Origin of the sequence: Tahibacter aquaticus, assembly GCF_004363655.1 — a bacterium.
Taxonomy (GTDB): Bacteria; Pseudomonadota; Gammaproteobacteria; order Xanthomonadales; family Rhodanobacteraceae; genus Tahibacter; species Tahibacter aquaticus.
On sequence record NZ_SNZH01000006.1, the window covers coordinates 185,931 to 203,990 of the forward strand.

The 18,060-nt window shown below is 66.5% G+C and carries 15 protein-coding genes; 6 read left to right on the forward strand and 9 right to left on the reverse strand.

All coding sequences use genetic code 11. From position 1 onward, the window contains the following. Window positions 1-31 precede the first annotated feature (31 nt). Entirely contained in the window at window positions 32-2,443 is a 2,412-nt protein-coding gene (locus DFR29_RS11485; RefSeq protein ID WP_166654039.1) for a S8 family serine peptidase, read from the forward strand. A 234-nt stretch (window positions 2,444-2,677) separates the two neighbouring features. Here the strand turns inward: DFR29_RS11485 and DFR29_RS11490 are convergent, their stop codons facing one another. Then, window positions 2,678-5,167 carry a hypothetical protein gene (locus tag DFR29_RS11490; RefSeq protein ID WP_166654040.1) on the reverse strand — a complete coding sequence of 830 codons (2,490 nt, stop codon included), beginning with the start codon at window positions 5,165-5,167 and terminating at the stop codon, window positions 2,678-2,680. Between the two features lie 300 nt (window positions 5,168-5,467). Between DFR29_RS11490 and DFR29_RS11495 the strand changes: the two genes are divergently transcribed. Together DFR29_RS11495 and DFR29_RS11500 are read left to right on the forward strand one after the other, a co-directional pair. Continuing rightward, entirely contained in the window at window positions 5,468-5,893 is a 426-nt protein-coding gene (locus tag DFR29_RS11495; RefSeq protein WP_208113579.1) for a cupin domain-containing protein, read from the forward strand. A 211-nt stretch (window positions 5,894-6,104) separates the two neighbouring features. Continuing rightward, window positions 6,105-7,232, forward strand: a complete 1,128-nt coding sequence (locus DFR29_RS11500) for a hypothetical protein (RefSeq protein ID WP_133818741.1) — start codon at window positions 6,105-6,107, stop codon at window positions 7,230-7,232. Window positions 7,233-7,321: 89 nt separating this feature from the next. On the opposite strand, the gene DFR29_RS11505 is transcribed toward DFR29_RS11500, so the two are convergent. The 7 genes from DFR29_RS11505 to DFR29_RS11535 form a co-directional block, all read right to left on the reverse strand. Further along, window positions 7,322-7,645 (reverse strand): hypothetical protein, encoded by a 324-nt coding sequence (locus tag DFR29_RS11505; RefSeq protein ID WP_133818742.1) that lies wholly within the window; start codon window positions 7,643-7,645, stop codon window positions 7,322-7,324. A 123-nt stretch (window positions 7,646-7,768) separates the two neighbouring features. Next, window positions 7,769-7,975, reverse strand: a complete 207-nt coding sequence (locus tag DFR29_RS11510) for a twin transmembrane helix small protein (protein ID WP_133818743.1) — start codon at window positions 7,973-7,975, stop codon at window positions 7,769-7,771. Next, on the reverse strand, window positions 7,972-9,393 hold the full coding sequence (locus DFR29_RS11515) for an aminotransferase-like domain-containing protein (RefSeq protein WP_133818744.1): 1,422 nt from the start codon (window positions 9,391-9,393) through the stop codon (window positions 7,972-7,974). The genes DFR29_RS11510 and DFR29_RS11515 overlap by 4 nt, the downstream gene beginning before the upstream one ends. Beyond that, complete coding sequence (locus tag DFR29_RS11520) at window positions 9,390-10,676, reverse strand: c-type cytochrome (RefSeq protein ID WP_133818745.1); 1,287 nt, start codon at window positions 10,674-10,676, stop codon at window positions 9,390-9,392. The genes DFR29_RS11515 and DFR29_RS11520 overlap by 4 nt, the downstream gene beginning before the upstream one ends. Next, complete coding sequence (locus tag DFR29_RS11525; protein ID WP_133818746.1) at window positions 10,673-11,407, reverse strand: c-type cytochrome; 735 nt, start codon at window positions 11,405-11,407, stop codon at window positions 10,673-10,675. The genes DFR29_RS11520 and DFR29_RS11525 overlap by 4 nt, the downstream gene beginning before the upstream one ends. 167 nt (window positions 11,408-11,574) lie before the next feature. Further along, window positions 11,575-12,234, reverse strand: coding sequence for a response regulator transcription factor (locus tag DFR29_RS11530; RefSeq protein WP_133818747.1), 660 nt, complete (start codon window positions 12,232-12,234; stop codon window positions 11,575-11,577). Between the two features lie 90 nt (window positions 12,235-12,324). Next, complete coding sequence (locus DFR29_RS11535) at window positions 12,325-13,737, reverse strand: choice-of-anchor Q domain-containing protein (RefSeq protein ID WP_166654041.1); 1,413 nt, start codon at window positions 13,735-13,737, stop codon at window positions 12,325-12,327. 332 nt (window positions 13,738-14,069) lie between these two features. Between DFR29_RS11535 and DFR29_RS11540 the strand changes: the two genes are divergently transcribed. Next, window positions 14,070-14,285, forward strand: a complete 216-nt coding sequence (locus tag DFR29_RS11540) for a DUF3606 domain-containing protein (RefSeq protein WP_133818749.1) — start codon at window positions 14,070-14,072, stop codon at window positions 14,283-14,285. A gap of 150 nt (window positions 14,286-14,435) precedes the next feature. Here the strand turns inward: DFR29_RS11540 and DFR29_RS11545 are convergent, their stop codons facing one another. Beyond that, entirely contained in the window at window positions 14,436-15,869 is a 1,434-nt protein-coding gene (locus tag DFR29_RS11545) for a TIGR04222 domain-containing membrane protein (RefSeq protein ID WP_133818750.1), read from the reverse strand. A 344-nt stretch (window positions 15,870-16,213) separates the two neighbouring features. Here DFR29_RS11545 and DFR29_RS11550 point away from each other — a divergent pair, with 344 nt between their 5' ends. Next, a complete protein-coding gene (locus tag DFR29_RS11550; protein WP_133818751.1) occupies window positions 16,214-16,423 on the forward strand; it encodes a cold-shock protein in 210 nt (69 codons plus the stop codon). 213 nt (window positions 16,424-16,636) lie between these two features. Continuing rightward, window positions 16,637-17,956: a C4-dicarboxylate transporter DctA gene (gene dctA / locus DFR29_RS11555; protein WP_133818752.1), complete on the forward strand. Its 1,320-nt coding sequence runs from the start codon at window positions 16,637-16,639 to the stop codon at window positions 17,954-17,956. The last annotated feature ends 104 nt before the right edge of the window (window positions 17,957-18,060 follow it).

Sequence of the window (18,060 nt, forward strand, 5' to 3'; positions counted from 1 at the left end):
TTTTTGGGGATTCGTAATGCGCAATTTTCGAATGAACGTGTTGGCTGCCGTCATTGGCGCAAGCATCTGTAGCGTGACGATCCTGCCGGTGATGGCGCAGTCGCCGCAGGGGGCGACGTCTGCCGCGACGAAGTCGTACATCATCGAATTCGACGAGGACGGCCTGTTCTATTCCGACGTAGGCATGCGGCAGCGCAAGGTGCCGGTCGGCGAAGCCGCCGCCAGCGCGACCGATGCCGGCCGCATCGACGTCAACGCGCGGGAATCACGCGACTACCTGCTTCAGGTGCAGATGCAGCAGCAGACGCATCTGGCGCAGATCCGCAGCGCGATCGGCCGCAGCAATCTGAACATTACGCATTACTATAATATTACCCTGAGCGGCATATCGGCTGACCTGACCGAGGCGGAAGCCGAAGCAGTTGCAAAGGTCGCGGGCATCAAGACGATCTACGAAACCCCGATGCTCAAGCGCGACACGTTCCGAGGCCCAGCTTTCATCGGTGCGCCGTCGATCTGGAATGGCTCGGCCGTGCCGAATGGCCTCGGTACGCGCGGACAGGGCCAGACGCTGGCGTCGCTCGATGGCGGTACCAACTCGACGCATCCGTCGTTCGCCAACGACGCGAGCTGCGGCTTCTCGATCGCCACGCCGAAGCTCAAGAGCAAGCTCGACTGCACCACCGCGTCGACCCCGACCGGCGCCTGCAACGGCCCGAATCCGGAAGACATCGAAGACGGCCATGGCGTACACACCGCAAGCACGGCGGCGGGCAACGTCGTGACGACGGCGATCGATCCGACGCTGCCGGTGGTTGCGCCGTACAGCTCGATCTCGGGCGTCGCGCCGTGTGCGGCGATCCGCGCGTACAAGATGTGCGATTCCACCGCCTGCGGCGGCAACGCGACGCTCGCGGCGATCAACAATTTCATGGCGGCCGGCGACGTGACCGCAGTGAACTACTCGATCGGCCCGACGGCAGGCGGCACCAGCGGCACCAACCCGTGGGCGACGGGCTCCGACAAGGAGTTTCTGGCCGCCGTGCAGTCGGGCATCGTTGTCGCGGCGTCGGCTGGCAACACCAGCGCCACGCTCACTACACCGGGCGGCCGCGTGGCGCACCAGGGACCGTGGATCATGACCGTCGCGGCGTCGAGCCAGGACGAAGTGATGACTGCCGGCATCAGCGCGACCGGCCCCGGCACGCCGCCGGCCAACACGCAGGGCATCTACCTCGTACCCGGTTCGACGACGGCTCCGCTCACGGCGCAGATCGTTGCCGACATCGCGACGTATCCGGCCAACATCGAAGGCTGTACCGACCCGGTTGCGGCGAACCCGAACGTACCCGACAGCGGCACGCCGGGCGGCGGTTTCCCGGCTGGCACGTTCACCGGCAAGATCGCCCTGATCCAGCGTGGCGACTGCAGCTTCGCCATCAAGATCGACAACGCGATCGGTGCCGGCGCGGTCGGCGTGGTGATCTACAACAACATCATCAACTTTGGCACCGTGTCGATGGACATGGCCACGGTCACGTCGCCGAATGCGAAGGCGTGGTTCATCGAAGGTCCGTTCGGTCTCGCGCTGAAGAACTTCATCGCGTCCAGCGCGCCGGCTGCCGTGCCGGGCAGGATCGATCCGGTGGCCTACGGACTGCGCCAGGGCGATGTGCTCGGCAGCTTCAGCCTGCGCGGCCCGACGGCCGGCGTCACCGACCTGACCAAGCCGGACATCACCGGGCCGGGCGTGGACATCCTCGCTGCCAAGGATCCGGGCAACAACAACTACGGCCTGATGAGTGGCACGTCGATGTCGAGCCCGCACCTGGCAGGCGTCGGCATGCTGATGAAGTCGGTGCACCCGAGCTGGACGCCGGCCGAGATCAAGTCGGCATTGATGTTGACGGCTGTTTCGGGCTTCCGCGAGAACGGCACCACCGCGTGGGTGCCGGACGATGTGGGCAGCGGCCGTGTCGACCTGACCAAGGCCGCACGCGCCGGCTTCGTTATGGACGTCGCTAACTACTTTGCGTCGAACACGACGCGGCCCAGCGTCACCGACCAGCGCGCGATGAACTTCGCAAGCATGCGCAATACGGTCTGCTCGAAGGCATCGGGCTGCAACTGGACGCGTATCGTCCGCGGCGTGCTGCCGGCCGGCAACTGGACCGCGACGGTGTCGAACCCGTCGCCCGACATCGCCTTGTCGGTGTCGCCGTCGACCTTCTCGCTGACCAACGAAACCATCTTTGCGAATGGCTTCCAGTCGGTGGGAACGCCGGGCGTCTCGCCGACGCAGACACTGACGATCACTGCGCAGCCAGGTCCTGCTGCGCCGGTGTCGACGGCAACCTGGTGGTTCGGCAAGGTGACGTTCACCGAAGCGAACAACCTGTCGCCGCCGCTGACGATGACGGTATCGATCAAAGTGGCGAACTAGCGCTGTACGCGGTCGAAACGCAAAGCCCGGGCGAGAGCCCGGGCTTTTTTTTGTGCGTCGGTAGTCTTTTCAGAGATCTGGCGTGTACACGATCGACAGCAGCGCGCTTGTTCTGATTGCGCAGTACCCGATGCTTGCTCGGCCAACGGCAAGGGCTGATGGCCTTGCTCCGCTGCCGCGTCCTGCACGACCCGTACTTGGCGATCTCGCCAGCGATTCATCCGTTACCGGCCATCAGTCGAACCCGTCCAGGAAAATCCCCTCCGCCAGCGGCAGATGGAACTGCTTCACGCGCTGCTCGATGCCACTGTAGCTGTCATTGCCGGCACTGGCGGTGGCTCCGCGCACCCGCAGATAGAAGGTCTGCGCCAGCGGCGGGAAATAGTTGCGATAGACCCAGTCCTTGCCGCTGCGGGTGAAGTTTCCGAGTGGTGCATAGGCGACGCCGGTCGGCGAATACGCCAGTTCCGGTGCGCGCGTCAGCTCTGGTGTGGCGCCGGCCCGGCGCCAGTAGACGAAGGCTGCGCCGCTGCTGTAGGAAATCACGTCGATACTCTGCAATGCGGCCTGGGGTTGGTTGAGCCGGGCGAAATAGTCGTTGTCGCCGACGCCGCCCAGGTCGAGGAATTGCCCGCTTGCGTATACCTTTCCATCGGGCGCGATGCTGATGTTGCTGACGAAGCGCGGGCTGGTGTTTGCCGCACTCGGTGTTACCCAGCTCGTATCGAGGCTGCCGTCGACGTTGAGCCGGTTCAGGAAGGCCGTGTTGTCACCGCCGACCAGCAGCTTGCCGTCGGCTTGCAGGGCCAGCGCACGGATGCTGCTGTTGAGCTGTGGGTTGTAGGCCGTATCGACGGTGCCATTGGCATTCAAGCGGGCCAGGCCGGCACGGTTGAAACCACCGATGACGCTGAAGGTGCCGGCGACGACGACGCGTCCGTCGGCCTGCAAGGCGATGCCTGTGATGGGGGCGTTGGCGCCGGGGTTGAACGTGGTGTCGATGCTGCCGTCCGGCAGCAGCCGCGCAATTTCGGCGCGCAGTGCGCCAGCGATGGTCGTGAAAGCCCCGGTGACGAGCATTTTGCCGTCGGGCTGTAGCAGCACGTCGCGCACGGTCCCGTCGGCGTTCGGATCGAAGCTCGCGTCGATGGTGCCATTGGCGTTGAGCCGCGCGATGCGGTTGCGGCTGGCGCCGGCGGCGAGGCTGAAATCGCCGCCGATCACGACACGGCCATCGGGCTGCAGCGCAATGGCGAAAACGCTGTCGTCGATGGACGGACTGAAGCTGCTGTCGACAATGCCGTTTTCGTTCAGCCGCGCCAGCCGGGTCCGCGCGTTGACGCCCATCTGCGTGAAAAAGCCGCCGACCAGCATGGACAGATCGGGCTGCAGCACGATGGCAGTGACGCCGTTGTTGGGACCCGGCGCAAACGTCGCATCGCGGCTGCCGTCGGCGTTCAGGCGCGCCAGGCGGCCTATCGACTGTCCGCCCAGCTGGGTGAAGGAGCCGCCCAGCAGCACGCGGCCGTCGCCCTGCGGGGCGATCGCGACCGGCGCTGCCGGGGTCGGGCTGGGTACCTGGTCGAAGGCGGTTTCTACCGCGCCGTCCGCATGCAGTTGCGCCAGGCGGCGGCGCGTCTGGCCGCCGACATTGGAGAAGGTGCCGCCGATCACGATCAGGCCGCTGGCCTGCTGTGCCAGCACGATGACGCTGCTGGTTGCGCTGGCATTGAAGCCTGCATCGATACTGCCGTCGACATTGACCCGTGCGATACGCGTATGCGTCTGTCCGCCGGCGGTTGCGAAGATGCCGCCGACCAGGGCCTTGCCGTCGTCCTGCAAGGCGATGCCGAGCACGCCGCCGCTGAAGTTCGGGTCGTAGCCCAGGTCGACCGTGCCGTCGGTGTTCAGGCGCGCCATGCGATTGCGGGCCTGTCCGCCGATGCTGGTGAAGTTGCCGCCGACCAGCAGCTTGCCGTCCTTCTGCAGGGCCAGCGCGCAGCTGCAGATATCGGGATTCGGTACGTAGCCGCTGTCGATGCTGCCGCCGCTGCTGACCCGCGCCAGCCCGTTGCGCGGCTGTCCGCCGGCCTGGGTGAAGGTTCCGCTGAAGATCACCCGGCCATCGGCCTGCAGCGCGATGTTTTCGACCAGGCCATTGGTGCCGGGATTGAAGGCGGAGGACAGCGAGGCTTCGATCATCTGGGCGATATTCGCGCGGGGAAAGCCGTTCACCGTGCTGAAATCGCCGCCGATCAGCACGCGTCCGTTGGGCCGTACGACGATGCTGTAGACCACGCCGTTGACGTCGGGCACGTAGCTCGGGTCGACGTTGCCGTCGGCCAGCAGGCGCGCCAGATGGTTGCGCGTGCTGCCGCCGACCTGGGTGAAATTGCCGCCGATCAGAATGCGGCCGTCGAGCTGCAGTGCGATGGCCTGCACCGCGCCGTCGATATCGATGGCGACGAAATTCGGGTCCAGCCTGCCGTCGGCGGTGAGCCGCGCGAGGCGATTGCGCACGACGCCGCCGATCTCGGTGAAGGCGCCGCCGATAAGGAACTTGCCGTCGGGCTGGATGGCCAGGGTGACGACGCTGGAATTCACGTCGGGATTGAACGGTGCGGCGTTCTGCGCGCTGGCCAGCGTGGCGAGGCCGGCATTCAGTACCAGTGCGGCAAGCCAGCAGATGCAGCGGTGCAGCGGCAGGGCGGGGGCGTGCATCATGCGGAATCCCTCTGATGGCGGTGCTGCGGTATCTCCGCTCGGCATTGCGTGCCGGCGGTGTGGCCCTGCATCGACGATACGCCGGAATGCGCCGCGGCGACGGCGGGCGTTGCGGACTCGCAGTGAAAAGGAAAACGAGGCTGTGCCGGAGCAGCGAACATGGCGGCAGGCCTGCCGCCGCCGCCGTTTCCTCAGGCGGGTCTGTTCCGCCGCGGCTTCGGCCGGGCCGACGGTTGCCGACGCGGCCGGATTGCACCGACTATCGGCAGCGAAAATTCCCCCGGCACTAGGAGTACGGCCTTGCTGCGTCCTGTCTGCGCACTGTTGTTGCTTGCCACGAGTACCGGCGCTGTTGCGCTGGATAACACCAGCAGCGTCAAGGTAACGCCGCTGCTGAAATCGACGACGAGCTGGGACGGCACGCCGCTGGTCTATCCCGCCGGCCCTGCCGAAGTCTCCACGCTGACCATCGAGATCGCGCCCGGCGGCGAGACCGGCTGGCACAAGCATCCGGTGCCGTCGTTTGCCTTGGTGCTGGAAGGCGCGCTGGAAGTACGGCTGAAGGACGGCCGCAGCCGGCGCGTCACGGCCGGCCAGGTGCTGTATGAGGTGGTCGACACCTGGCACAACGGCCGCAACGTGGGCGAGGGCACGCTCAAGCTGCTGGTGACCTATGCCGGCAGGCAGGACCAGGCGCTGACGATACGGCCGCCAGCCGGCGAATAGCGCTGCCGCAAGGCACGGCGGTACTGGCGGACGTAGTGGCGAACGCCGTGTGCCGCGGCAGGAACGGCGCGGCTGATGCTGGTTTTGTCACAGCGGCGCGCTTAACGTGGCGCCGGCAACGTTCGCCGAACGATGGCCGGATGCCGTGCGTTCGCGGGCCAGGATCGCGACGGATGGCCTGGCCCCGGGCCGACAAGCAAAGGATTGACACATGAACGCCTCAACGGCACAGACGGAAGCGATCACGGTGCGCGCCGGTTTCCTCATCGTGCAGCGCATCGTCGATATTGCCTATGCCATCGACCTGGTCCGCGTCGAAGCCCTGTTCGCGGCGCAGGCGGCGACGAGCCGCGCACGCCTGAGCACGATACCGGCCAAGGCGATGACCTTCGGCGATCCGCCGGTGGTACTGCCGCTGCCACCGACGCTGCTGAGTTTCGACGGCGAGACCATCGAATGCGGCGTGACGGCCAACGTCTACCATTTCGGCGCACTGGCGATGGCGATTCGCGTACCGGTCGGCGAGCGTTCCTGGGAACAGCTGGTCGACCTACAGCGGCGCGTGGATGCAGCCATCGGTTCGGCCTCGGAGGCAGCGGTGTGGGCGCAGCTGTGCCAGCAGATCGTCGAGGCGATAGGGCCGGCGCTGGAGCGTCCGTCCAGCACGCGGTTGCGCGAGGACTACAGCCTGATCATCGTGCAGGATCTCGGCCTGCGCCTGAGCGCCGAGGAACTGCTGCAGCGTATCGACGTGGTGCCGCTGCTGTCGGGCGAGGACAGGCCGCTGGCAGAGTCGTACCGGGCCGAACTGCTGCGGCAGCGCTTTTCCTACTACGCCGACGACCTGGCCGTGCTGACCTGGGACCGCGCCTTCATCTACGAGCCGCGCGGCGATTCCGACGTGGTCGACGTGCTGGAAGTGGCCAATGCGCAGCTGCTGGAACTGCGCTACTACGACGAACTGCTCGATGCGGAACTGCCGCAGATGTACGACGAAGTCGAGCGTGCGCGGCATGCGGCCGGCCTGCTTGCCGCGCGCCATTTCGCCCACCTCGCGCGCCGCCTGCACACGCTGGTGGCGGAAGTCACCGAGCTGACAGAAAAAGTGGACAATGCGCTTCAGGTGACAGAAGACGTCTACCTGGCCCGGGTCTATTCCGCGGCACTGGGGCTGTTTCGCGTGCCCAACGTCGCGGCCGCGGTCGACCGCAAGCTGGCCATCGTGCGCGATACCTATACGGCGCTGTACGAAGAGGCATCCAGCCGCCGCGCCGAGCTGCTGGAAATCGCCATCGTGCTGCTGATCGTGATCGAGATCGTGCTGGCCTTGCGCGGCTGAGGCGACGGTGGTGTCGCCTCAGCCGCCGCAACGGCGTGGCCGCAGCGCGATTTTTCTTGCGCCGGCGATGTGGGTGCGCCGAACCGCGATCAGCCTGGATTGCGCAGCTGGGCGGCGACCGGTGCGGTGGCGCTGGCGGCTGTGGCGGGTTTGCGTTCTTCCAGCGCCTTGACCACCTTGTCGCCGACCAGCCACAGCGTGATGGTCTTGTCGTCGAGGCGGTAGGTCCAGATTTCCATCGCTGGCGAAGATTCGTCGCCGGGAATGCTGTCGAGCTGGGTCGGCTCGCCGGCGGCATCGCGCGCCTGCACGGCGCTGGCGCCCTTGCCGATCAGATTCTTGCCGAGCAGGACGGTTTCGGCGCTGGCGACGCCGCAGCAGCCGATCAGTGCGGCCAGGAGCAGACGTTTCATGGCATTGGCTTCCGTTAAAAAAGCCAAGCATGACGCGGCAATGTTGCGCCGGTTTTTCGCCCGCATGGCGCCGCCGCGGCAGGCGCCGATGAGCGCAGCGAATTGCGCCGCAACACGCTGCTGCTAGCCCGTCACGCCATGCGGTTGCACGAAGCCGGTGGCGATGCCGACCAGCACCAGCAGGATCAGCGCAACCGACAGGGCGATGCGCCGGGTCAGCGCCTTGACCATGCGGCCGCTGCCACCTTTGTCGGTCATCATGAAAAACAGGCCGGCAGCAAGGTTGTAGACAATGACGCCGAGGAAGGCGAGGGCAACCAGGGTTTTCATGCAGGGGTTCTCAGCAAGGCGTGGACGAGTGCGCCCAATTGCTGCAAGGCCGGCAGCACGTCGGCGGCGGGATGGCCGCAGTTGATGCGGATGCAGTCGGCGAAGCGGTGGTCGGGCGAGAAGATATGGCCGGGCGCGATGCCGATGCCGGCCTGCAAGGCGGCCTGGTGCAGGCGCATCGCATCCAGCCCTGGCGGCAGGGCGACCCAGACGAAATAGCCGCCGCGCGGGCGCGACAGGCGCGTGCCGGCGGGAAATGCACTTTCGATGGCTTGTATGGCTGCACTCATGCGTGCCATCAGTGCCGCCCGCAGGCGGCGCAGGTGGCGGTCGTAGCCGCCTTCTTCCAGGTAGTGCAGCACAGCGACCTGGGCCGGCACCGAGGCGGCCATGGTCGTCATCAGGGTCAGGCGCTGTATGCGCTGGGCATAGCGGCCGGCGGCGATCCAGCCAACGCGATAGCCGGGCGCCAGGCATTTCGAGAACGAGCTGCAATGCAGTACCAGGCCTGCCTCGTCGAAGGCCTTGGCCGGACGCGGACGCTGGCTGCCGAAATACAGTTCGGCGTAGACGTCATCTTCGATCAGCGGTACCTCGTGCTGCCGCAGCAGCTGTACCAGTTCGCGCTTGCGCGCTTCGGGCATCAGGCTGCCGAGGGGGTTCTGGAACGTCGGCATCAGCCAGCAGGCGGCGATGCGCTGGCGCGACAGTGCTTCGCCCAGCGCCTGGATGTCGATGCCGGTTTCCGCGTCGGTCCTGATTTCCAGTGCCTTGAGCTTGAGCCGTTCTATCGCCTGCAGCGCGGCATAGAACGTCGGCGATTCGATCGCGACGGTGTCGCCGGGCTGGGTCACCGCCTGCAGCGCGGCGTTCAGCCCTTCCAGCGCGCCGTTGCCGATGACGATCTCGTCGGTCTGCAGGCGCACGCCGTCGAGGCGGTAGCGCGTGGCGATCTGGTCGCGCAGGCGCGGATTGCCCGGCGAGATATTTTCCACAATGGAATTCGGTGCCAGGCGGCGCAGTCCGGTGGCGGCGGCGCGGGCGAGCTGGGGCAGCGGAAACAGGTCCGGGCCAGGGAAGGCCGAGCCCAGTGGCGCAATGCCGCTGGAGCGTGCCGCGCGCAGCACTTCGAACACGAGTTCGCTGACTTCGACTTCGTTCGCCTCGGCGCGCGGCGCGGTGACCGCCAGCTCGTCGCCCAGTGCGCTGCGCGCGGCGCAGACATAGAAGCCCGACTGCGGCCGCGTGTGGATCAGCCCTTCGCGCTCCAGCCGCTGGTAGGCCTGGAATATGGTGGACGCACTGATGCCGCGGCGCGCGCGCGCTTCGCGTACCGAGGGCAGGCGCTCGCCCGGACGCAGCTGGCCGTTGCTGATCAGCGCGGTGATTTCGGCGGCGTATTGCTCGTAGAGTTTCATCGCGGTTCTATGCCGCCCCAGCGCGACACCTCGTCGGCGGTGATCGGCCGTTCGGGACTGCCCCAGCGCTTGCGCAACATATTCACCAGCGCTGCCACTTCGCCGGCAGACAGGCGATGGGCAAACGGCGGCATGGTATAGGGTTGCGGATTCAGCGCAGTCGCCGGTGCGGCGCCGCCGAACAGGATCACCTTGACCGCGTTGATCGGATCGGGCCCGGTCAGTGCCGAGGAATCGGCCAGCGCCGGATACTTGCCGGCCTTGCCGCGGCCATCGTCGCCGTGGCAGTCGGCGCAGTGTTCGCGGTATAGCGATTCGCCCTGGCCCAGGCCCTCCCATTGGATGTCGCTGCGCGGCAATGGCGCTGGCGGCGCGGCGGGTAGGCTGCGCAGATAGGTTTCCATCGCCTTGGCATCGTCGACCTGCAGGTGCTGCAGGTTTTGCGCGATCACGTCGGCCATGCGTCCGTAGGCAGCGTGGCCGTCGCGCGCCGCGCCGCGCAGATAGCGCGCCAGATCGCCCGGCGGGTAGTGCGCCAGGGTTTGCGCATTCAGCGCCGGTGCGTACCAGCCCGGGATGCGCCCGCCGTTGAGCAGCAGGCCGTCGGCCAGCGACGAATAACTGCCGCGCGTGGCATGACAGACGGCGCAATGGCCGATGCCGCTGACCAGGTCGCGGCCGCGCTGCCAGTCGGGTGCTTGCGCTGCAGCCACGAGGGTGGCGCCAGGCCGGTAGTAGAGCAGGCGCCAGGCCGTCATGGCGCCGGGCAGGTTGGCCGGAAATTGCAGCGCGTCGGCCACGGGTTCCTCGGCGCTGGCGGGCACGGTGGCGAGATAGGCGAACAGCGCCTCGATGTCGGCCTCGGCCAGCCGTGCAAAATTGGCATATGGGAAAACGGGAGATTGCACGCCGTTGCGGCTGACGCCGTGGCGCAGGGCGTGGCTGAATTCCGCGTTCGACCACGCGCCGATGCCATGCTGCGGGTCGCTGCTGAGATTGCTGCTGTAGATCGTGCCGTAAGGCGTGGCGAAAGCCCGGCCGCCCGCATAGGGCGCGCCCCGGTGGCGGGTATGGCAGCCGGCGCAATTGCCGAGCTGGGCCAGATAGCGGCCGCGTTCGATCACGGCGGTATCGGTCGATGGCGCGCGCACGCCACCCAGCGGCACGCGGAACGGCTCCAGTCCGCCTTGCCGGGCCAGCAACAACAGCAGCCAGCCCGCGGCGATCAGCAGCAGCGGTGCCAGTAACACCGTGGCGAGCAGGAGTTTGCGCGGCAGTTTCATGGCTGCACCGCCATGGCCGGCGCATGCGGCAGGTCGGCGCAGGTCAGCGGCAGTACCAGGCTGCCGGCGGCCGCAGGCGGCACGGGTTCGTCGTGGCCCTGGCGCGACAGCCAGGCGGCAACGGCGCGGATTTCCCGTGGGTCCAGCGCCTGGGCGACCTGGGCCATGCAGTCGGGCGCGCGCGCCGTGCGCACGCCGGTCAGCCAGCCGCCGAACTGGGCGACGATATAGTCCTCGGGCAGGCCGACCAGGGCCGGAACGCCGGGCTCCAGGCCGGTCAGTGCGCTGCCGTGGCAGGCCTTGCAGGCGGGCAGGCCGCGCGCCGGGTCGCCGTGCTCGACCAGTTGCAGGGCTTTGTCGGCGGTTTCCGCCGGCAAGGCCTTGGCGGTGCTGCCCTGGGCGCGGGTGCGCGGCGGCATGGCGGCGAAATGCATGGCGATGGCGTGCAGGTAGGCGTCGTCCATATTGCGCAGCAGCCAGCCCATCTGGGCGTACTGCCGGTCGCCGTCGCGAAAGGCACGCAGCTGCTGGAACAGGTACTGCGCGGGTTTGCCGGCCAGGTGCGGGTAATACTCCGACGCCGTCATGCCTTCGCCGTGCTTGCCGTGGCAGGTAGTGCAGGCAGCGAGGCGTTCGCTCAGGTCGGTGTCGGCCTGTGTTGCGGGTGGCGCCGCTGGCGAGGGCGATGCCAGGGCGGCAAAGGCCAGCCAGAGATAGCAATAACTCTTCATGACGCGCATGGTGACCGGATCAGTCGGACCGTAACAGCGCCAGTTTTTACGGATTGCCACCGTATCAGTCAGGCGGAAACGCGCCGGCCGACAATCCGTCAGGGGGCGTGTGCTGGGGCACACAACTGTCCGGTGTCTGCGTCGGCGGCCGGTAGCGGGTAACGCCTTCAGGGGTCGCTGGCGATGACCTCGCCGCGGCACCAGCCGGCGGCTGCGGCGTTCAGGGCGCGTGCCGAGCCCAGGCCGAGCTTGTGCTTGATGCTTTCGCGGTGGGTTTCCACGGTCTTGATACTGACACCCAGTTCGCTGGCGATGTCCGACGAGCCAAAGCCGCGGCCGATGAAGACGAACACCTGGTATTCGCGGCCGCTCAGGCCCAGCGCCGGCAAGGCGAGCGAGAGGCGCGCCGGACAGTCGCCGCAGCGCGCTCCGCCCGCCGCCGCCTGCACCAGCGGGCATTGTGCGACGGTGTCGATCAGCGGCAGAAAGCGCTGCCGCCTGGCGCTGTAACTGACGAAGCCGCAGACCTGCTCGGTACCGCAGGCGGGCTCTACACCGACGTGCGGATTGCGGCCGAGCAGGATAGTGCGCGTACGCCAATGCCCGCCCGACAGCAGTTGCACGGCGCGGGCCAGCTCCGGCGCGATCAGCACCAGGTCGGGCTTGTGCCGCTCAATCGCCTTCCAGCCCGCTTCGGCGTTGTGGGCAACCGCGGCAATATGCACGTCAGGGCGCGAACTCATGGCCATGGTCAGGCCGACAGCCACCAGTTCGCTGTCGACGACGATGACGATGACCGCTTCCTTGGCCTTGGACCGCTTTGGCATTGAAGTTCGCGCGCTGCCGGGTTTCCCTGCTGTGGCGAATGTAGCTTGCGCACCGTGACCGCGTCGATGCGGCGCGATGGCGTGGCGGGGCTAGCAACCATCGGCACGATCGAAGGCATGGCAGAACACGCGGTCATTGCTGCCGAATTCGTAGGCGCCCTTGTCGGTCGCGCTGCCCAGCGGCCGCGGGGCGCCGCGGAAATCCGAACGCACCAGCGCCGTCGCCGCGCCGCTGTCCACGCCGGGGCTGGCTGCCGGCAGCTGCAGCGCAGTACTGCCGCTGGTGGCGATGAATAGCGGATCGGCGACCGCGCTGGCGTCGTTGCGCGTGCTGAGCTGGGTATAGCGCGTCTGCCACTGGGCAAAATTCACCGCGGCGAAGAAGTCGCTGGCGATGAACTGCGGATTGCCGCCGTCGACGAAATAGAGATTGTGGTCAATTTCCAATGTGGCGTAATCGTCCATCGCGTTGGAGCCGATCTTGATCACCGGCCGCGCGGCGGAACCGTAGAAGACGTTGTTGCGCAGCACGATCTGGTGGCCCTTCTGGCCGATTTCCGATTCGTTGGAAAACAGCACCGAGCCATGCGTGACCTGGCCGGTGTTGTAGCAGCTGTTGTTGTAAAAGCGCGCATTCCACGACGAGGCCGTGGCCAGGCACGACCAGCTGGCGTTGACCACCACATTGTTGCGCACGATGCCGTCGTAGCTTTCGTAGTTGCCGTCGAGCAGGCGTTCCGCATCGGTGGACTGGCCCAGCATCAGCGCATGACCGTTGGCGGCGTTGCCGATATTCACCAGGCGATTGCCTTCGAACACGGCGTCGCGCGCATTGCCCTTGGCATACACGGCGATATTCGGCACGTCGTGGATGTAGTTGCGTGCCACGCGCACGCGGTCGGCTCCGACGATGTCGACGCCTTGCGCGTTGGCGCTGGGTACGACGACGGCGGAGTCCTGCCAGATTTCGTTGTCGGTCAGGCTGGCGTCGTTGGCGGTGCGCACCACCTTGACGATGTCGGCGACGCTGCAGCAGAGCCGGTTGCGGCTCAGCGATACCTTGGGCACGTCGATCTTCACCGCATTGCCGTCGCTGCCGCCGGCCGGGCTGCCCTGGATGGTCAGCCCTTCGATCTTCCAGTAGTAGGCGCGACAGTCGGTATTGCCGTTGCCGCTGCCGATCGTGTCCTCGTCGCAGTCCGGATGATAGAAGTACAGGGTAGGGCCGCTGCCGCTGCTGCGCAGCACCGCTGTCTCGCCAGCGTAGGCGCGCAGCACGATGCCGGCTGCCGCCGTGCCGGGCCGGCGCAGGATCACCGCTTCGGTATAGGTGCCGGCGCGCAGTTCGACCGCATCGCCCGGGTTGACCATGCCGACGGCCTTGGTCACGGTCCTGAACGGTGCGGCCAGGCTGCCGGCATTGCTGTCGTTGCCGCCGGGAGCGACATACCAGGTTGCCGCCTGCGCGCCGCCCGCAGCGATGATTGCGAATAATGCGAACAAGTTTCTTGGTGTAGATGTTTTCATTGCGGCGTTTGTGGCTTGGGCAAGGGCGGCGATGGTCTCATTGCGGGCTCGGCCGTAGTGAGAGCTGGCTCGCTGAGATCGCAAGGCCGTGTCCGCCAAAGCGGACTGGTTCGATACGCTGTAAACGGTTTCTGGCGGAATTCGCACTGGCTCGGCGGCAAGGTGGATACGCACCTGAATGGCATGACGGTGTTCACAACCGCATGACCGGGAATTAACGAATTCCTCGCAATGCCACGGGCACTCTGCCTCCACAGGGCCATACGCCGGCATGCGAGCGTGCCGGTTGCATCGACGAGGGCCACCTCATGCTCGACGTGTATCAGCCGTCTCCGGCTGCCGGCAGCGATCGCATCAATATCGTCGCGATCTGGGAAGTGAATTACTGGGCGACGCGATGGGGTATTACCCCGGAGCAACTGTTTCTCGCGGTCGCCGAAGTGGGCGATAACGTGCGTGAAGTACAGGCCTACCTTGCGCGCACGCAGCGCGAAGCGATGCAGGCGCTGTCCGGGCGCTGCTAGTGGCCTGCTCCGGATAAATCCAAGGCGGCCCGTGCGCAATTGCCGCGCAGGACGTGTGGCTCGCCGGGCCAACTCTGGGGTTACTGCCGCGCCGCGCAGTGAGTTCCTGCACGGCCCTATCCCCGTTTGCGATTTATCCGCAACAGGCCATCAGTCGCCACCGCCGCCACAGCCGCCGCAACCCCCACCGCCACCGCTGTCGCCGGACGAGCAACTGCTGCTGCCGCTGTCGCCGCTGGAGCCGGAACTGGCCGGAGAACGGTAGTCGTGGAAGCCCGCATACGCGGTACCGGCCAGCACGGCGGTGCCGGCCAGTGCCACGGCCAACGCCATGTCGCCATCGCGCGGTGCGCGGCGCACATGGGCGTGGGTCTGGTTCAACTCGCGCAGCAGCTGGTCACCCGCACTGCTGGTGGTCGGCGTGCTGAACCAGCGGCGCAGGCTCATCACGACGGCGAAGGCGGTGAGTATGCAAAGGAAAAATACCGGCCGGTCGCGGCTGATGCCGACGGCGATCTTGGCCAGGCCGAAGGCGGTCAGCAGCAGGAAAGGCAGGGCGGTAAACAGCCCTATGCGCCGGCGCTGTGTATCGTCCAGCAGCAGGCCGCGCTGGACCAGTGGTTCGCGCAGGCGCCGCGTCATCATGCCGTCGAGCTGGGCTGGAATCTTGCCGGCCTTGGTCTTGGCCGCGCTGGCGCGGGCGATTTCGGCCAGGGGGAACTCGTCGATATGGTTGGGATGCGGCACGTCCAGGCGCTGTTCCTTCGCATTCCAGTGCGCCGAACCGGCGGCGAGCAGGCTGGCCACGCCCGCATCCACGACGCGCGCGGTACCGCCGGCAAGATAGGCGACCGACCAGGCATCCAGCGGCACGCCCGGCCAGGTGTCGCCGCCGGTATTGCGCAGCCGTGCCCGCAGGCTTGCGGAGACGACGAAACACACCACCATCAGTACGCCGAACGTCAGCAGGAATTCCGGGCCGCTGAAATCCAGCGGATTGGCCGGCAGGGCGAGCAGGGCCGGTGCGATGGCGAGCAGGCCGGCACTGAGCAGCAGCTGTGGCCAGCGCAGTCGCGGCCAGCGCCAGCGCGGCAGCAGCAGGTGCTGCGCGACGTCGATGCGGCGGTAGTGCGCCGGCTGGCGTGCCTGGGTCCGCGCATCGGGCCACCAAGCCAGGGGCGGCGGGCCGAACCAGCGCTGGTAACTGGCCAGCGTATCGGCGTATTGGCGCTGGTGCAGGCGGCTCTGCTCGGCTCCGCCGCGGGTCGGTTCGTGGTGCAGCGGGCGGCCGAGTATTTCCGGGCAGTAGCGCGTCCAGTAGTCGCGGCTGTAGGTCAGGTGCTGATGCCAGACCTCGTCCACCGCATCGGGCGGAGTGACCGTATGGCTGGCGACCACGGCGAGGAAACAGAAGCGCTTGTACTCGCGGATCGCCGCCGTTGCGTCCGCTTCGCTCCAGTTGTGCTCGTCGGCCAGGCGGCGCTGGAAACTCAGTGCGCAAGCGCCGGTGCCGAAATCGTGCTGCTCGATGCGCTGCCAGAGTTCGCGCTGCGAATCGGTCCAGACCGTATCCACTGCTGACATGACTTTCTCCGTAGGAGGGGCCACGCGGCCGACGCTAGCCGTTGTGCGTGACAAGAAAACGTCATACAAGCTTAGGGCCGAACACGTACAGCGTGTCGGCACGGTAGTCGGTCCACGGTCGGGACGGGTTGCGCCGTCGCGTAGCGGTAGCTATTGGCAATAGGTGAAATTGCGAGTATCTTCGCGGCACTGTGTTTGCCTGGGTCACGGTAAATTGTGGCCTGATGCGGTTGATCCCTGTGATCCGCTTCATCGATTCGCCCTGCTTGCTCCCTGCAACCTCAGTCTCGGCACGGATTCACCGTTGTCGTGATTTTCTCAAATCGTTTCATGGAGTTAAGAGTATGTCGAATCGTCAGACTGGCACCGTCAAGTGGTTCAACGACGCCAAGGGCTTTGGTTTCATCACCCCGGAAAGCGGTGCCGATCTGTTCGTGCACTTCCGCGCCATCCAGGGCACCGGCTTCAAGACCCTGCAGGAAGGTCAGCGCGTCACGTTCGTCGCCGTGCAGGGCCAGAAGGGCATGCAGGCTGATCAGGTCCAGGTGGTCTGATCCTCGCTGTCATAGCGTGAAAGAAACCCCAGGTGAAAACCTGGGGTTTTTTTATGGGTGCCTTTTGGCGGCACCGGTGCGTGCAAGGGCGCAAGCGAACCCGGCGCTTTTCGCGCTGCGGCAATCCGGCTAGTGTCGGACACTCGGCCCGGCGTGTCCTGACGCGGCCGCTAGCCAGACCTCAACACTGACCGCATCGGGGAGGATGCCGGGATGTGGCGCCACGCCTACAAGCAGCTCTACGTACAGGTTCTGATTGCCGTTGCGCTGGGCATCGCCCTGGGCCATTTCTATCCCAGCCTGGATGCGGTAACGCCCGGCCTGGGCGAGAAAATGCGCCCGCTCGGCGACGCGTTCATCAGCCTGGTCAAGATGGTCATCGGCCCGGTCATCTTCCTGACCATCGTCGTCGGCATGGCGCGCATGGGCGACCTGCGCCACTCCGGCCGCATCGGCCTGAAGGCGCTGATCTATTTCGAAGTGCTGACCACGCTGGCGCTGGTCATCGGCCTGCTCGTGGCCAACCTGGCCCAGCCCGGCGCCGGCATGGAAATCCATCCGGGTGACCTGAGCCCGGACAAGACCGAAGCCTACCGCCAGGCGGCCAAGGACAGCAGCATCATCGGGTTCATCTTGGGAATTATCCCCAAGACGCTGGTTTCCGCTTTTACCGGCGACAACCTGCTGCAGGTACTGCTGGTGGCCGTTCTGTTCGGCGTCGCCATGACCCATGCGGGCGCGCCGGGCCGGCGCGTGCTGGATCTGTTCGACGATGTTTCCCATGTGCTGTTCAAGATCGTCGCCATCGTCATGCGCGCCGCGCCGATCGGTGCGTTCGGTGCGATGGCGTTTACCGTGGGCAAGTTCGGCCTGGGCACATTGGTGTCGCTGGGCTGGCTGATGCTGTCGGTCTATCTGACCTGCTTTCTGTTCGTGTTCCTGGTGCTGGGGCTGATCGCGCACTGGTCGGGATTTTCGCTCTGGCGCTTCCTGGTGTTCATCCGCGGCGAGATTCTGCTGGTGGCCGGCACCTCGTCGTCCGAGTCGGCCTTGCCGCGCATGCTGCAGCGGCTGGAAGAAGCCGGCTGCGACCGCTCCGTGGTCGGCCTGGTATTGCCGACCGGGTATTCGTTCAATCTCGACGGCACCTGCATCTACCTGACCATGGCCTCGATCTTCATCGCCCAGGCAGTCGGCGTCGACCTTAGCCTGAAGGACGAACTGGTACTGATCGGCGTACTGCTGCTGACGTCCAAGGGCGCGGCCGGCATCACCGGCGCCGGCCTGACCACCCTGATCGCGACATTGGCCGCGCTCAACGGCAAGGTGCCGGTGGAAGGTGTGGCGCTGGTGATCGGCGTAGACCGTTTCATGTCCGAGGCGCGCGCTATTACCAATGTGATCGGCAATGGCGTTGCGACCATGGTGGTGGCGCGCTGGGAGGGTTTGCGCGACGACGCCAGGATGCACGCCGCCTTCGCCCGCGGACCGCAGGACCAGCCCTTGAACGAGCCCGCCCCACTGCCCGGCTGAGCCATCAGCCGCGGCTTGAATCGCCGGCGCCGCGCCCTCATGCTCCCGCCTGCGCCGGCCCAGCGGCCGGCTGCTTCCGCCCGTTCCGGGCCCAATTCCGAGAC

Bases quoted from the DNA above. Each gene is read 5' to 3' on its own strand.
- DFR29_RS11520 (WP_133818745.1), bottom strand. From the start codon at position 10,676: ATGAAACTGCCGCGCAAACTCCTGCTCGCCACGGTGTTACTGGCACCG.
- DFR29_RS11525 (WP_133818746.1), bottom strand. From the start codon at position 11,407: ATGAAGAGTTATTGCTATCTCTGGCTGGCCTTTGCCGCCCTGGCATCG.
- DFR29_RS11550 (WP_133818751.1), top strand. From the start codon at position 16,214: ATGTCGAATCGTCAGACTGGCACCGTCAAGTGGTTCAACGACGCCAAG.
- dctA (WP_133818752.1), top strand. From the start codon at position 16,637: ATGTGGCGCCACGCCTACAAGCAGCTCTACGTACAGGTTCTGATTGCC.
- DFR29_RS11540 (WP_133818749.1), top strand. From the start codon at position 14,070: ATGCTCGACGTGTATCAGCCGTCTCCGGCTGCCGGCAGCGATCGCATC.
- DFR29_RS11500 (WP_133818741.1), top strand. From the start codon at position 6,105: ATGAACGCCTCAACGGCACAGACGGAAGCGATCACGGTGCGCGCCGGT.
- DFR29_RS11530 (WP_133818747.1), bottom strand. From the start codon at position 12,234: ATGCCAAAGCGGTCCAAGGCCAAGGAAGCGGTCATCGTCATCGTCGTC.
- DFR29_RS11515 (WP_133818744.1), bottom strand. From the start codon at position 9,393: ATGAAACTCTACGAGCAATACGCCGCCGAAATCACCGCGCTGATCAGC.
- DFR29_RS11545 (WP_133818750.1), bottom strand. From the start codon at position 15,869: ATGTCAGCAGTGGATACGGTCTGGACCGATTCGCAGCGCGAACTCTGG.
- DFR29_RS11490 (WP_166654040.1), bottom strand. From the start codon at position 5,167: ATGATGCACGCCCCCGCCCTGCCGCTGCACCGCTGCATCTGCTGGCTT.
- DFR29_RS11485 (WP_166654039.1), top strand. From the start codon at position 32: ATGAACGTGTTGGCTGCCGTCATTGGCGCAAGCATCTGTAGCGTGACG.
- DFR29_RS11505 (WP_133818742.1), bottom strand. From the start codon at position 7,645: ATGAAACGTCTGCTCCTGGCCGCACTGATCGGCTGCTGCGGCGTCGCC.
- DFR29_RS11510 (WP_133818743.1), bottom strand. From the start codon at position 7,975: ATGAAAACCCTGGTTGCCCTCGCCTTCCTCGGCGTCATTGTCTACAAC.